This is a genomic window from Arthrobacter sp., assembly GCF_030540645.1.
In the GTDB taxonomy this organism is placed as follows: Bacteria; Actinomycetota; Actinomycetes; order Actinomycetales; family Micrococcaceae; genus Specibacter.
In genome coordinates, this window is record NZ_JAUNVV010000001.1 from 74,990 (window position 1) to 89,457 (window position 14,468).

Genomic DNA, 14,468 nt, shown 5'->3' on the forward strand with positions numbered 1-14,468 from the left:
GCGATGGGGATTCTCGCCAGATTGCTGAGATACAACGTTGATTCCCGCCGTATTGCCCGTGCTTTCGAGGCTGATAAGATTCTGCGAGCGGAAGTCTGCGGAGTGGACATTATCGTTGCGGCAGACCCGGAAGCAGACCGGGCTCTATGGAATATGCGCCGTAAAACAGGGGCACAGTTGCTCCATGGCCCGTTTGCCATGACCAATGCGTTGGCCGCCCTGGCACGAGCAGGCGAGCGCTGAGGCTGACCATCCGCCAACAAAACCTGTAGCGACCCTTATATTCAAAAAGGGTGACCACATGCGGGGTCCGCGAACCAATCCAAGCCCACTCTTCTCTCGCCCAATCAAGTCGAATTCAACAGGTCTCCCATAGCCGCAGCCGGAAGGATTTCATTGGCCACTTTTCTGCAAAGGATCCTGCCGGGACAACGGAAGTCGCCAGATGTCGAGGTGGCGTCCCGTGATGCGCTGTTGCCTCTCATCGTGGGACTGGGCATCTTTGCCCTGTTATTTCGCCTGCTTCCGTTGAGTGCATCAGGGGCCCTTGGCAGCTTTCGAGGTTACGATGACGGTGTTCACTACGCTGCCGCCGTCAACCTGCTGGCCGGAAATCTTCCTTACCGGGACTTCGTGCTGGTGCATCCGCCGGGAATTGCGATCCTCCTGCTGCCCTTTGCAGTTTTGGGGCACTTGGCCTCGGACAACGCCGGCATTGGGGCCGCACGCATCCTCTTTGTTCTAATAGGGACCGCGAATACAGTCCTTGTGGCTGTGCTGCTGCGGCGTTTTGGATTCCTGGCAGTTCTCGGGGGTGCCGGACTTTACTCGGTCTGGCAGGCCACCAACATCGCAGAACGCTCGATCATGCTCTCCCCAGTACTTAATCTTTTTGTATTGGCGGCACTGGTGTGCCTTCGAGAGGGCAGCCCTGGCACGCGGCGGAGTGCGGTGGTTTTGTCGGCTATTTTACTGGGCGTGGCCTTGTGCTTCAAGGTTTGGGCGGTCATCCCCATCATCGTTATTGCGGTGATCATCCTGGTCAGGCATGGCATTCGGGAACTGATGGTGTATGCAGGTGCGGGGTTCGCAACGTGCATTGTCATCCTCGCTCCGTTTTTCGTGGCCGCCCCGCAGGCGATGGTTGGCCAAGTTGTTCAGGCACAACTGCAGAGGACTGATGGCGCCACCCGGGGCCTTTCCTTTCGAGTGCAACACTTTGTGGGGTTGAATCTTCCCCTGACCGTCGTATCTGCCATCTTTGTCCTTGGCCTGCTGATGCTCTGCCTGCCGCTGGCTGTGGAACTGCGGCGGAAGTCACCTCCCAGACTCTGGAGCGATCACTTCTGGTGGTCTGTTCTCGCGCTGGCCATCATTTTCATTTTCTTGGTTTCAGGCAGCTTCTTTGACCAATACCCCAATTTTGCTGCGCCATATATTGCGCTGTCTCTGGGCGCTGTAGTTGGGAGGCTCTGCTTGAAGATGCCGGCAGGTAGTTCCGTTGTCTTCCGCACGGGTGCCGCGGTGCTGATCCTCGTGGCTCTGCTGCCTTTCGCCGACCAAGGTGCGCTGTTGAGTCCGAGCCCACTCCCAGGCGTTGACACAGGGGCCCTGAAGTCAGCTGCGGCGCCCTTTAATTGTGTCTGGGCGCCCTATTCGTACATGGCTGTCATGGGAAACACGCTTTCCCGCTCGGTTGCACATGGCTGTGGGCCGGCTGTCGACCTCTTCGGCAGCAGAATGGTCTCGGCGGCAGGACTGCCCGTTGCCCAGTATGCGCCAGACCGCGATGCTGATGTTGATGAGCGCGAGGCAGAGCGGCTGCTGGCATCCGATGCCGCCATAGTAGGTGTCCCGTTGGAAACATACGGTTTGACACCACAGCTGGTGGGTGTGTTGGAAGAATCATTTACCCTGCGGCTCACAACAGGGAACATGCAGCTTTGGGTCAGAAAAATACCGTGAGGAAGCCCCTCCGACTGGAAGGTTGCCGGCAACCCGAGAGGTGGATCCGCAAGTGCACCTGACAACCCTTGATGCCATGGGTTCCGGGTCGTTGTGGGATACTTGACCGGTGAGTCGCACTTGGATCGTCATCCCCATGTATAACGAGGCAACGGTTGTTGCTTCGGTCATTTCCGGACTCCAAGAGGTGTTTCCCTACGTTGTGTGCGTCGATGACGGCAGCACTGACGGTTCCCAGGAGGCCGCCCGCGACGCGGGGGCCGTGGTTGTGCAGCATCCGGTCAATTTGGGACAAGGCGCTTCGCTCCAGACAGGGATTGAGTACGCGCTAAACGATCCGGAATTGGATTGCATTGTTACTTTTGACGCCGACGGGCAACACCGCACTGTGGATGCACAGTCGATGGCTGCCCGCATCAAATCAGGTGAGGCTGACGTGGTTCTGGGCTCGCGGTTTTTGGACAAGCGCACGAAGATGTCGCTGGCCAAGAGAACGGTTCTCAGAACAGCAGCCATCCAGTCACGCATGTCGACCGGCATGGCCCTGACCGATGCCCACAACGGACTCCGCGCATTCAGCCCGCAGGTAGCGCGAAGCATCAACCTGACGCAGAACCGGATGGCTCACGCATCCGAGCTCATCCACCAGATTTCGTCCATGAAGACGAGATGGGTCGAGGAGCCTGTTGAGATTATTTACACAGACTATTCCAAGGCCAAGGGGCAGTCATTGCTGAACTCCGTTAACATTCTCGCTGATCTGTTGTTTAGGTGACTTCGTGCAAATTGTAGTTCAAATCGCGTTGGTTCTTGCCGTTGTCATTATGGCGCTGGCATTGATGCGCGGCGGTTCCAATGCCAGGCATCTTGCCATTCGACGCATCATGTTGGTGTTCTTCACGTGTCTGGCCGTCTTGTCGATTTTTTTCCCGGGACTGCTCACACACGTAGCCAGGTTCTTTGGGATCGGGCGTGGAACTGATCTGGTTCTCTACGGGTTGATCGTCAGTTTTCTGGTTTTTATGGCGACCACATACCAACGTTTCCGTAACATGGAAACCACCATGACCAAGCTGTCCCGCAGAATTGCCCTTGACGAAGTGAACGTGGAACAGTCCCCCTCAGCCGTCGCCCGTGACCGCGCCAACCTCGCGGGGCACGACGCCGAGGCTAGCCTGATTCCGGAAAATAAGTCCCACGGGTCAACCCGGGAATGAACGAGGTTGAGTTGGAGACGGCGAAAGCCGGGCTGGAAGTTAACAGAAAACGGAACCACGGTCTGGACCTGTTGCGAATCCTCAGCATTTGCGGCGTCGTGGCCATTCATGTATTCGGAGTCCGGGTGGGAGCTGCTCCCAAAAACGGACCGTCGTGGTGGACCGCCACGGCCATTGACATCGGCTTCATCTGGGTGGTTCCCGTATTCATCATGATTTCGGGTGCCTTGCTGCTTGGCTCCCAGCGCATGCTTGAATCACCGGGGAAATTCTACCGAAAACGCGCAGCCAGGATACTGCCCGCCTTGATCGCCTGGAATCTGATCTACCTTGTAGGCGTGCGAATCTGGTTGCGGCATGAAGAGCTGACTGGGGCCAGGATTCTTCAGCTGCTGTACGACGGGTCCGTTTTCACTCAACTTTACTTCCTGTGGATTGTGGTGGGACTCTACGCAGTGGCTCCCGTGATTGGCTTGTTCTTGAGCATGGGCAAGCCCAGCTGGTCCCTGTGGACTGCCGGAATATTGCTCGTCACTTCAATCCTCGCCTACTTGTTGCCGACTGTACTCAGCCACTACGGCATCATGCGTCCAATCAATCTAAACTTTTTGACATTGTGGATTCCCTACACAGGCTATTTTGTTGCGGGCTACGCGCTGCGGAACGTGCGGCTCAAGGGGTTGCATCTTTTCTGGTTGGTTCCGGCCGTAGCGGCCATGGCGTCGTTCACCATTTGGCATTATGGCAACAGGGGAGTGCTGCCGAAGGTGGACGTTCTCATCAATGAGTCATATTTTGGGTTGTTTGTTGCTGCGGTCTCACTGGGCGTTTTTGTTCTTGCACTATCGATCACGGATGGAATGGAAATTCCACAGCGCTGTGCTTCGGCTGTAAGGGCCATGTCAGAGGCATCATTTGGCGTATTTCTCGTGCATTACGTCATTTTTGAAGTGATTCGATTGAACTTCACAGGAGTCTCGACCCAGCATTCCCTGCGCGCTCTGGCCGTTGCCTACGTGGTAACCCTCGCAGGTAGTTTTGCAGTATCCGTGATCGCACTGCGGATACCGGGCATCAAGCGCATTTTCTGAGCTGAGATGGATGGATGATAATGGACTCCATGACCACGCGCCCTTCAATGCTCATTCTCTCGTTTTCGCCCATTCGTTCGGACCCCAGAGTGCTCAAGCAGGTGGCGCTCTTCAAGGACAAGTACCACGTCAGCACTTGTGCTTACGGTGACGCCCCAAATGGAGTGGAGGACCACTACGCCCTGCCGCTGGACGCGAGGGGTTGGTCGTCGGACAAACTAGGTTTGATCTCAAGGAACTACCGGCGTGTTTACGACGGAATGACAGCAGTCCAGCTGGCCCGAACAATTCTGCCCAGAAACCACTTCGACATAGTTTTTGCCAATGACCTCAACACTCTGCCGCTTGCATTGGAGCTCAACCCCAGATTGGGGGTCCACTCTGATCTGCACGAGTATGCGCCCCGCGAAAAGGAATCGGATCGGAAATGGCGCTTGTTCGTTGCACCATTCATGGATTGGATGTGCCGGGTGCATTTACCTCAAGCCCGGTCGGTCAGCACCGTATGCCAGGGTATTGCGGATGAGTACGCAAGAAATTTTGGTGTGAAGGTGGGCGTCGTGACCAACGCCGCTCCGTACCTGGACGCTGCAGTGACAGCGACCGTTGCACCAGTGAAAGTCATTTACAGCGGTGCCGGACAAAGATACCGGAAAATTGAACTGATCATCGAAGCCATGCGCGATGTCGGTCCGGAAGTTCAGATGGATTTTGTGGTGATGCCGAATGAACCTGAGTATGTTGCCGAGCTGCGTGAGCAGGCACGGGGCATCCCCAACGTCAAATTTCTGGACCCTGTGCCTTATGAGCAGCTTGTTGCATTTCTGCGGGACTACGACGTAGCCATGTGCTTTCTTCCGAACTCAACTTTCAATCTGCAAAATGCCCTCCCCAATAAATTCTTTGAGGCCGTCCAAGCACGGATAGGCGTCATCACAGGACCCTCGCCTGCCATGGTCAACTTGGTCAGGGAATTCAGTTTGGGCGTCGTCACTGAAGATTTCACGGCTGCATCCCTGCGTGCCGTCTTGGCTGGGTTGGAGGCGGATCAAGTTTCTGAGTGGAAGCTGGCAGCCAACGCTGCAGCTTGGCCGTTGTCGGCGGAGTCCCAAGCGGCTGTTTGGGAGGCTTCGGTAAGCACTATTGCGGGAACCTAGCCGTTGTCGTCTCAAAGTTAGCCGTAAGGACGATCAACGCACGGCCCATCAAGCCGAGAGGACCACAGACCGAGTCCACAACCAGCACAATGGACTATACGTGGAGGGCCATTTCCGCCGTCAAGGTCCTGCCCGCAGGCCCCATCCGCAAGTCGAAGAGTCCGGGCCTTTTGTGAATCTATGCCAGCAAGGCCACCCCACAGATCCCAGGGGTGGCCCAGCCGGTGGACCCAGTTTCCACTGACAGCAATATCCGGGAACGGATACTATCGCAGGACTACGGGAGTACCCCAGGTGCCGCTGGTGACGATGGGATAATAGACCAACGCGCCGCTGGCTTGGGTTGCCATTACTCCCGCGCTGCCAGATCCACTGAATCCGCTAATTCCGACGATTTTGGACATTCCCGTCCAGCCCCCGCCAATAACTCGTCGCGGCTCATTGGTGAAAGCGCCCAAACCATTGGTCCGGTAGAGGAGCAAGGCCCCTGATTTGTCCACGACAAGGACGTCTACACGACCGTCACAGTCGAAATCCGCCACGGCAAAGGGCGATGAAGCCCATCCCTTTCCGATCCGGACCGCAGCACCCAGTCCTTGCCCAGAGCTGTTCCCCCAGCGCATCAGGTCGCCGGTTTGGGTTCTGCCCAGAACGCTGGGGTATTTATCCCCGGCGTTCCATTTGCTGACTGTAAACTCTATATTCTGCCACCCGCTGTATCCCACGCGGATGGGATTTCCGAATCCACCCTGGGCTAGGCTGGGGAAAACATCCATTGTTCCATTGAGCCACTGGACGAGGGCATCAGGGTTGCCGTCGGCATTCCAATCGGTCACATGAACGGACTTGGCGCCTTTCCATCCGCTGGCCACCGGGAAAGGTGCAGACAGCGTCGAGTTTCCGGGCGCGGAACGGGTCCAAGCGGTTCCCACGGAATCCACCGACACGCTGTCAGCGACAGATGCCAGTGCAGGTTTCTTGTTCAGCAGGGGGCTCCCACTGACAACTTTGTCCACCCAGCCAGTGGTCATGATAGTGGTGGCACCGAAACCGGAGTTTGCCACCGGGTAGTGGAGCAGGTCGCCGGCTGCATTGCGTGCCAGAAGTCCTTGGGATTTGGCTGAGGCCGACCCCATCGTCGATCCCACACTCAACATGTTGTTCCAGCCGTGGCCGATCAGGGCCCGGCCCTCTTGCTGCAAAGCGCCGTTGCCGTTGGAGCGGTAGAGGAACAGGCGGCCAATGTTGTCGACAACTGCTAGATCAGGCTTCCCGTCGCTGTCGAAGTCAATGATGGCCGGGTGGCTTCTGGTGAGGCCCTTGATGAGAATCTTGGCAGCACCCATGGCTGCTCCGGCGGTTGTGGTTCGGGATGTCAAATCACCTGACTTGGTTGCGGCGATGATGGTGGGGAATTTCGAACCATTTTCCCAGCGCCCGACCGTTATGTTGTCTTCGGCCCACCCAGATTCGGCCAGGACTGAAGCTGCAAAGCCGCCGCCCGCGTAGCCGCGATAAAGTGCGAGCTTTCCGCTGGACCATTGCACCAGCAGATCCAGAACCCCGTCCGCGTTCCAGTCAGTGACGTGAAGCGACTTGACCTTGGTGAATCCGGTCCCAATTTGCACCGGAGCTGCCAAAGCGGTGTTCTTTGTTGCATGGCGCCACAGCCTGCCGGAACTATCGGCCGTGACGACATCGGAAGCCGCTGCAATGGACGGGGATTGCACGGGAGGCTGGACCGCGGGTGGGCTGGTGTTGATGGTATCGCCGCCTGCAATCTGGTAACTGCCCCACCCCGTACCGACGGCAAGGGGGGAACCAAAGGTGGAGTTGCCGGGGACCGGGTAGTAGGACAGTGCACCATTTCGGTTTCTGGCCACCAAGCCTACAGATCCTGCCGCGGTGAAGTCACTGGACACCGTCACACTGGTGAAATCGGCCCATCCATGACCAATTTTGGAGCGGGATTCATTGATGAAAGCACCGGCACCGTTCGACCGATAAAGGTAAAGATCTCCTTCTGGGTCTTGGGCTACAAGGTCCTGCTTGCGGTCTCCGTCGAAGTCCACCATGGTGAGATTGAATTTGCCCCATCCCTGGCCGATGAGGCTTCCATTGGAAATTTGATCGGCGCTGTTGGTGGTCCACATCCGGAGGGTGCCATCGGCGGACTTCGCCAGAATTTGTGGGCGGCTGCTGGTGTTGAGCCAGTAGCCCACTGTGAGCTGCTTGTCTGCCCAGCCTGTACCGGCCAGGGTTAATGCTGTTGCAAAGCCTCCCGTGGGAAGACCGCGGTAGACGGAGAGATTTCCAGCGTCCCACTGAGCCAGGATGTCCAAGAATCCGTCCGCATCCCAGTCGATGACGTTCAAGGAGCGAAGGCCCGACCAGCCCCTGCCGATCTGCTGCCGTGCACCATATTTCCCTGATGCTGCCTTGGGGTAGTTCCACAACGCGCCGGAACTGTCGACAGCGACCAGATCCGCAGGCGAGGGGATGGATGGGCCGGAGACTGCAGAGTCCGCAGTGCCTGAAGATGCTGCAAACAACTTGAGCGCGTCCAGGGTGCCATTCCAGACATTTGAGTCACCTGCAAATGGGCCGTTGTCACTGAACTGCCACATGCTGTAGGTATTCCAACCACCAGGGATCCACGGCGACGAGTTGGTGTAGGCGGCAATATGCAACGGCTGGTTTGTGAACGCTTGCGAGTTCCCCGTACATTCCTGCCACCAATAGTAGTTGGTGTAAATCATCGGCAACCGTCCTGTCTGGGACAGGACACGGTTGGAGAACTCGCTGATCCAGGCGACCATGGCGGCTGGAGTCATGTTGTAGCAGGTATTGCCGTAATAGCTGGAGGAAGCGGGATTGGTGTAAGGGTTGTTCTCAATGTCGAGCAAGGGCGGAAGCGTGCTGCCCCCGGCTTTCCAGGCGCCGCCGTTGCGGATGAAGAAGTCGGCCTGGACCGTTGCCGATGACTGAGCAGGAATGGCAAAGTGGTATGCGCCTGTCAGCATTCCCACGCCGCGTGCGCCGCTAAGGTGGGAATTGTGGGAGCCATCGACAAAGTAACTTCCCTCAGTGGCCTTTGCATAGACGAACCGCGATCCCTTCGACCACTGTGCCGTCCAATTCACTTGACTGACCGAGTGCGTGGACGGATCAGCCTGCCAGCCGCTGACGTCCATTCCGGCAATGCCTGCCGGGACGGCCAGCGTAGCGGCCACTTGTGCTGTGGCGACTTCGTCCACGAGTCCGCGCATGGTCATGGGGGAGTTGAGGGCAATGCCCCGGGACTGCTTCGAAATGCCCTGTCCCATGAAGGCGCCAGGGTTTTCCGGAGTGGGTACAGAACCAACAACCGTTGAAGCTTCTGAAGCTTGGGTGGCTTCGGAGGGAGTCACCTGGACCGGTGGTGCCTCTGCCGCCGGATGGATGGTGGCCGGCGGGCCCTCCGTCGGCATGCATGGGTATCAAGCAGGGGTGCCGTAGAGGGTGTAGCGCTGCTCTCCGCCGTGGAGCTGACCATCTCCGGCGAAGCGAATGCGGAGGGAACTGTGGTGCCGAAAACCAGGGCCATGCCCAGCGCCCCGGCTACGGCGGTTCTTGTCAGCTTGAACCTGTATGAGCCGTGAGATCGAGGGCGAGGGGAGGCAAGGGCGCGGTGCATGGGTGGACTCCGGGGTGATCGAGTTGATGTGAGCTCAGATTGCGGGCTTCCCGCAATTGAAAGGGTATTGGCTGAGGCTTGCAAAGTATTGAAGAATTAAGCCACGTAGCCTATAGCAAACCAAGATGCTTCGATGCAATCAAAGTTGCTCAATATCACACTTATCGGGTAAGGAGTGCACAAAACTGAAACTTTGTGGGCCGGTGCGACAGAAAAGATGCAGCTGCCTTGAGTGGCAACCGCACCTTCACCGGCACTTGGGAGCGAGCTTAGAACCGGGCTACCCACGTCCGCCCGTTTGACCAGTAGATGATGCCATCTTCGAAACGTTGGGCGCGGGTCGTGGCGTTGGCAGCATACTCGTCGGTTACTGGCCGGCCCAAGTACCAATACCCTCCGTTGTTCTCGTACTCCGCACGAATGGCCCCCTGAATCAGTTTGGTCCCATATTGCGGAGTGAAGTAGAAAGTTCCACCTTGGAACCTTTGGTACGCACCTCCGGCATACCACGTGTTTTCATCTTCTACCGGGTAGCCAGCGACACCTGTCTGCCCGCCCTTGTTCCACCATGCTTGCCGGATTCCGGCACCTATGTAGTGCAAGCCGATCTGTGGTGTGTAATACATGGTTCCGTTGGTGAAGTGCTGCGCGATAGCGCCGCGACCTAGCTGCTCTTCGTCCCTGATGGGCCAACCGGCTTCGTGTCCTGGATACCACTTGGCATTGATGGCACCCCACAAGGGATGCGCACCGCCGACGCGGGACCAGAAAATGATGCCGAATTGGAAGTCTTGTTGGGCGCCGCCTTGTACTGGCCACTCTTCCCAGAGCGGACTTCCCAGTTGGGACGATTGCCCGCCCATTGCCTGATACTTTGCGCCGATGGCACCCTTTAATTCGGGCGTGTAGGCCGAAGCGGACAATGCAGTGCCGGACAGCAGCATGGTGCCGGCGAGCACAGCGGCCAGCAGGCCTGCGCGTATTCTTTTCATGGTTCTCCCCACAGAATGTGTTGATCAAATAATGGAATGGTGGCAACTGGTGCACCAACGTCAATTATGAGGTCTCTCGGAGAGATTTCGTGCCACTTATCCACAGATGACAAATTGCCTCTGGCGAGTCTCACCACTCCGGTCTAAGCTCCTGAACACAGGTGGGCAAACACCGCAAAGGGGCGGAAGTGGTCTGATTGGATGCATTTGCACTGCTCGAGGATGAAGTCAGGGAACTCATCCGGCGCAAAGGGCTTGATCCGCTCCGGCAGGGTGCCGAGGTGCGGGCACTGGTTGAGGCCGCCGTCAATGACTACGGTGAGCGTTCGCTCTTGGGTGCGGTCCCCACGCTCTCCACAGGGGAGGACATCACCCGGCATGTGTTCAACACCGTCGCCGGTTTCGGCGCTTTGCAGCCGTTCCTCGACGATCCGGACATTGAGGAGGTCTGGCTCAATGCCCCTGACCGAGTGTTTGTGGCGCGGCACGGTGAATCAGAGCTGACGGATATTGTCTTTACCGAACAGCAGGTGCGTGACCTCGTCGAGCGCATGCTCAAGAGTTCTGGGCGCCGGCTGGATTTAAGCAGTCCGTTCGTGGACGCTGCGCTTCCAGATGGCAGCCGGCTCCATGTTGTTATTCCGGACATCACCCAAACCCACTGGGCCGTGAACATCCGCAAGTTCACCGCACGCGCCAGCCGTCTGGACCATCTGGTGGAGTTGGGATCCCTCACACCGCAGGCTGCAAGGTTCCTCGGTGCCGCCGTCAGCAGCGGGCTGAACATCCTCGTCTCAGGCGCCACCCAGGCAGGCAAAACAACGATGCTCAACTGTTTGGCCGCCGGCATCGGTTCGCGTGAACGCGTGGTAACAGTGGAGGAAATCTTTGAATTGAAGGTGCCGCTGCGCGATGTTGTGGGGTTGCAATGCCGCCAACCCAACCTCGAAGGAGCCGGCGAAATCCCACTGCGGCGCCTTGTCAAGGAAGCGTTGCGCATGCGCCCCGACCGGCTCATCGTGGGTGAGGTGCGGGAGGCAGAAAGTCTGGACATGCTCATCGCACTGAACAGCGGCCTGCCCGGAATGGCCAGTGTTCACGCAAACTCAGCTCATGACGCCGTTGTGAAGATTTGTACGCTCCCGCTGCTGGCCGGAGAAAATATCACGGCCGCGTTCGTCGTACCTACAGTGGCGGCGTGCATCGACTTGGTGGTCCACTGCGTCAGGTCGCCCGACGGCAAGCGCAGCGTCGGGCAGATCTTGGCTTTGGGGCGTCGGGTGGAAAATGGCATCATCGAATCCGGTCTGGTCTTCAACACCGTCGGCGGCGTGCTGACTGCTTCGGAAACTGCCATGCCCGCACCGGAAAAATTTGCTGCCGCAGGCTACAACGTGGCAACGCTGATGGCGGACTCCTGATGTCAGCGGTACTGGGGCTGCTTGCCGGCATAGGCCTGTTCCTGATCTGGAACGCGTGCTGGAGCGAGCCACACCGCCAGTCCCGGGTCGGGCGGCCCAGTAGAATCGAGGCGCTCCTCCACCGGGCCGGCGTCCCACATGTCACGCCGGCTTCACTGCTGCTCAGCGCAGCCGGGTTGGCCCTGTTCGTGGTGCTGGTGACCTTTGTCCTGACCGGAGCTCCGGCCATAGCCCTGTGCTTTGGACTGTTCAGCGGCTATGTCCCCTTTGCGCTTTTGAACATGCGCTCACGACGCCGGACGGCCGTCATGCGAGAACTCTGGCCCGACGTCGTGGACCACTTGCGCTCAGCGATCCGTGCCGGGCTGTCCCTTCCCGAGGCACTGGCACAGCTGGGGACCAAGGGACCAGTGCAGTTGCGGGAGGAGTTCCGGGCGTTCGGAGCCGACTACCGCGCCAGCGGGCACTTTGAAGGCGCGCTGCAATCGCTGAAGTCAAACTTGGCTGATCCAGTCTCTGACAGGATTGTTGAAGCTCTGCGGCTCACCCGGGATGTGGGTGGCTCGGACTTGGGCAAACTGCTCGGCACGCTCTCGGAATTCCTGCGTGACCACGCCCGCACCCGCAGCGAACTTGAAGCTCGGCAGTCCTGGACCGTCAACGCTGCACGGCTTGCCGTTGCGGCACCTTGGATTGTGTTGATGTTGATGGCCAGCCGACCTGAAGCCATCGGCGCCTACAACTCTCCGGCCGGATGGGCTGTCCTTGGCGGTGGGTTGCTGACCTCCGTTGTTTGCTACCGGATTATGCTGCGCATTGGTGCTCTGCCTGAAGAAGTGCGGGTGTTGCAATGATGGGGAACTTGGGGACCGTGGCAGCCGTCGGGCTCGCCATGGGGGCGGGGCTGTGGCTGGTTTTGGCCGGGTTGCCTGTCATGCGCAGGCCCAGCTTCACCCAACGTGTGGAACCACAGCTGCGCTCGGCCGTGAGCCGTTCCAAACTCTTGGATGAGAACGAAGTCACGGCATTGTTTGGGCCGTTGGAGAGGATCTTCCGCCTTGTCCTTTCCGATGCCGTGCAACGTTTGGCATGGTTCAACATCAGTGTCCGCGGGCTCAATGCCAAGCTTGACCAGGCAGGGCGAACAGAGACCGCGCTTGAATTTCGGGCTGTTCAGTTCTTGTGTGCCGGTGCGGGGCTGCTGGCGGGAATGCTGAGTGCCCTTTTCCTGCTGTGGCAAGGAAACATCAATTTCATGGGTGCAGTGGCCCTCACGCTGGCACCCATGCTGGGCGGCTACATGCTGTACGACCATTTGTTGGGCGTTAGAATCCGGCGCAGGCAGGCACTCATGCTGACAGAGTTTCCGGCGCTGGCCGAACTCATGGCGCTGGCCGTGGGCGCGGGGGAGAGCGCAGCCAGTGCGCTGGACAGGGTGGCGCGTTCCTCCCACGGGGTGTTGTCAACCGAATTTGGGAGGGTTCTGGCCCAAACCCGCACCGGAACCCCGCTGGTGGAGGCGTTGAACGAATTCTCGGCCCGGGTCAACGTGGCCGCATTGTCACGATTTGTTGACGGGATCAGTGTGGCCATCAATCGAGGCACACCGCTGGCCGAGGTGCTCCGGGCACAGGCACAGGACGTGCGCGACGTGGCCAAACGGGAACTTATGGAGTCAGCTGGACGGAAGGAAATCGCCATGATGGTTCCACTCATTTTTGGGGTGCTTCCCCTCACCGTAGTCTTTGCCGTGTTCCCCGGACTGGCTCTGCTGCAGTTTGGATTTTAGCTGCGTACACCTAAGACATGGCAGGAAAACCATCACCACTACTCGCACACCACCCGTTGGAGGGAAAACACCATGGAAGTCACGAACAAAATATTGGAAATGGTAATGGCGCTGTTCATTGCGCTCCATCAAGCGCTGGTTCATGTTGGCGGAAACGTGGCCGCATGGCTGCACGAGAAATTCGCGGGACTGTTTCCCAGCATGGCCCTGCGTCCCGCCACGGACAGGACACGCGGTGATGTCCCCGGCTGGGTCCTCATAACCCTCATGAGTGCTGTGCTCGTGGCAGGGTTGCTGGCCATTGCCGGACCTGCGCTCGAACGATTGTTCACCCAGGCGATGGAACAAGTCCAACCGTAGGCGCCATGGCAACGACAAAGGGCCAACCACCAGGTCTAGGAGGTGGTCTCCACCTGCCGGACGCGCCCCGAAGATTGTTCGGCAACAGGGAGCAATCTGTTGCCGGCGTCCGGGAGGCAGGGGCCGCCGTCGTGGATTTCGTGTTAGTGGGCGCATTGGTGACCGTGATCTTTGTGGCCTTGATCCAGTTGGCGCTGGTGCTGCACGTGCGCAATACAGTGGCCGACGCCGCCTCCTCCGCAGCCCGTTACGGAGCGTTAGGGGATAGAACAGCAGCAGACGCCCAAGAGCGGGCAACGATGCTGATATCCACTGCACTGGGACCGGGCTACGTCCAGGATGTTGCAGCGAACGTGGAAACACGCAACGGGCTGGCCGTGCTTACGGTGTCCATCAAAGCGCCACTGCCCGTCCTGGGGCTGCTTGGGCCTGCCCGCACCTTGGAGATGACGGGCCATGCTGTCATCACGAAATAGGACAAATCAGCCAAGACGCAGTGCCGGATTTCTGTTGCCCGGAGCCGGTGGGCCCGTGCTGGCTGCGTCCGAGGGAGAACTGGACCAGGGGCTGGAGCGCGGTAGTGCCATTGTGGAATTCATTTTTCTGGCCGTCCTGCTCATGGTGCCTGTGGCATATCTGATTCTGACGGTCGGCCAAGTTCAAGGCGGCGCGTATGCCGTGGTGGGTGCGGCCGACCAGGCCGCCAAGGTGTTCGTCCTGCACAAGGATCTGCCTTCCGCACACCAAGCAGCTGAACAAGCAGTGCAGCTGGCCGTTGAGGACATGGGCTTTACGGCAGC

At 58.6% G+C, this 14,468-nt stretch carries 13 protein-coding genes and 1 pseudogene; 12 read left to right on the forward strand and 2 right to left on the reverse strand.

Annotation, left to right across the window (positions count from 1 at the left end):
• The 6 genes from Q4P21_RS00305 to Q4P21_RS00330 all read left to right on the forward strand — a co-directional run.
• Nucleotides 1-243 (forward strand): hypothetical protein (locus Q4P21_RS00305; protein WP_303386876.1); only part of this gene is annotated, 243 nt, incomplete at its 5' end.
• A 153-nt stretch (nucleotides 244-396) separates the two neighbouring features.
• Nucleotides 397-1,965, forward strand: coding sequence for a hypothetical protein (locus Q4P21_RS00310; protein ID WP_303386877.1), 1,569 nt, complete (start codon nucleotides 397-399; stop codon nucleotides 1,963-1,965).
• Nucleotides 1,966-2,074: 109 nt separating this feature from the next.
• Entirely contained in the window at nucleotides 2,075-2,740 is a 666-nt protein-coding gene (locus Q4P21_RS00315; protein ID WP_303386878.1) for a glycosyltransferase family 2 protein, read from the forward strand.
• Nucleotides 2,741-2,744: 4 nt separating this feature from the next.
• Nucleotides 2,745-3,182 (forward strand): DUF2304 domain-containing protein, encoded by a 438-nt coding sequence (locus tag Q4P21_RS00320; protein ID WP_303386879.1) that lies wholly within the window; start codon nucleotides 2,745-2,747, stop codon nucleotides 3,180-3,182.
• Nucleotides 3,179-4,273: an acyltransferase gene (locus Q4P21_RS00325; protein WP_303386880.1), complete on the forward strand. Its 1,095-nt coding sequence runs from the start codon at nucleotides 3,179-3,181 to the stop codon at nucleotides 4,271-4,273. Before Q4P21_RS00320 ends, Q4P21_RS00325 begins: the two co-directional genes overlap by 4 nt.
• 29 nt (nucleotides 4,274-4,302) lie before the next feature.
• Entirely contained in the window at nucleotides 4,303-5,430 is a 1,128-nt protein-coding gene (locus Q4P21_RS00330) for a glycosyltransferase (RefSeq protein ID WP_303386881.1), read from the forward strand.
• Nucleotides 5,431-5,696: 266 nt separating this feature from the next.
• On the opposite strand, the gene Q4P21_RS00335 is transcribed toward Q4P21_RS00330, so the two are convergent.
• Nucleotides 5,697-8,756, reverse strand: a complete 3,060-nt coding sequence (locus Q4P21_RS00335) for a GH25 family lysozyme (protein WP_303386882.1) — start codon at nucleotides 8,754-8,756, stop codon at nucleotides 5,697-5,699.
• A gap of 619 nt (nucleotides 8,757-9,375) precedes the next feature.
• Nucleotides 9,376-10,098: an LGFP repeat-containing protein gene (locus Q4P21_RS00340; protein ID WP_303386883.1), complete on the reverse strand. Its 723-nt coding sequence runs from the start codon at nucleotides 10,096-10,098 to the stop codon at nucleotides 9,376-9,378.
• Between the two features lie 197 nt (nucleotides 10,099-10,295).
• On the opposite strand from Q4P21_RS00340, the gene Q4P21_RS00345 reads away from it, so the two are divergent.
• From Q4P21_RS00345 to Q4P21_RS00370, 6 genes and pseudogenes are all read left to right on the forward strand, one after another.
• Nucleotides 10,296-11,519 (forward strand): CpaF family protein, encoded by a 1,224-nt coding sequence (locus tag Q4P21_RS00345; RefSeq protein ID WP_303386884.1) that lies wholly within the window; start codon nucleotides 10,296-10,298, stop codon nucleotides 11,517-11,519.
• Nucleotides 11,519-12,373 (forward strand): type II secretion system F family protein, encoded by an 855-nt coding sequence (locus Q4P21_RS00350; protein ID WP_303386885.1) that lies wholly within the window; start codon nucleotides 11,519-11,521, stop codon nucleotides 12,371-12,373. Before Q4P21_RS00345 ends, Q4P21_RS00350 begins: the two co-directional genes overlap by 1 nt.
• Entirely contained in the window at nucleotides 12,370-13,308 is a 939-nt protein-coding gene (locus Q4P21_RS00355; RefSeq protein WP_369598831.1) for a type II secretion system F family protein, read from the forward strand. The genes Q4P21_RS00350 and Q4P21_RS00355 overlap by 4 nt, the downstream gene beginning before the upstream one ends.
• A 72-nt stretch (nucleotides 13,309-13,380) precedes the next feature.
• A complete protein-coding gene (locus Q4P21_RS00360; RefSeq protein WP_303386886.1) occupies nucleotides 13,381-13,668 on the forward strand; it encodes a hypothetical protein in 288 nt (95 codons plus the stop codon).
• A 131-nt stretch (nucleotides 13,669-13,799) separates the two neighbouring features.
• Nucleotides 13,800-14,144, forward strand: a complete 345-nt coding sequence (locus Q4P21_RS00365; protein WP_303386887.1) for a TadE family protein — start codon at nucleotides 13,800-13,802, stop codon at nucleotides 14,142-14,144.
• 55 nt (nucleotides 14,145-14,199) lie between these two features.
• Nucleotides 14,200-14,468: pseudogene (locus tag Q4P21_RS00370) on the forward strand (hypothetical protein); the annotation flags it as partial.

Excerpts from the sequence above, each read along its gene's own strand:
- Q4P21_RS00325 (WP_303386880.1), top strand. The coding sequence starts at position 3,179 with ATGAACGAGGTTGAGTTGGAGACGGCGAAAGCCGGGCTGGAAGTTAAC.
- Q4P21_RS00330 (WP_303386881.1), top strand. The coding sequence starts at position 4,303 with ATGACCACGCGCCCTTCAATGCTCATTCTCTCGTTTTCGCCCATTCGT.
- Q4P21_RS00335 (WP_303386882.1), bottom strand. The coding sequence starts at position 8,756 with ATGGGACAGGGCATTTCGAAGCAGTCCCGGGGCATTGCCCTCAACTCC.
- Q4P21_RS00340 (WP_303386883.1), bottom strand. The coding sequence starts at position 10,098 with ATGAAAAGAATACGCGCAGGCCTGCTGGCCGCTGTGCTCGCCGGCACC.
- Q4P21_RS00350 (WP_303386885.1), top strand. The coding sequence starts at position 11,519 with ATGTCAGCGGTACTGGGGCTGCTTGCCGGCATAGGCCTGTTCCTGATC.
- Q4P21_RS00355 (WP_369598831.1), top strand. The coding sequence starts at position 12,370 with ATGATGGGGAACTTGGGGACCGTGGCAGCCGTCGGGCTCGCCATGGGG.
- Q4P21_RS00360 (WP_303386886.1), top strand. The coding sequence starts at position 13,381 with ATGGAAGTCACGAACAAAATATTGGAAATGGTAATGGCGCTGTTCATT.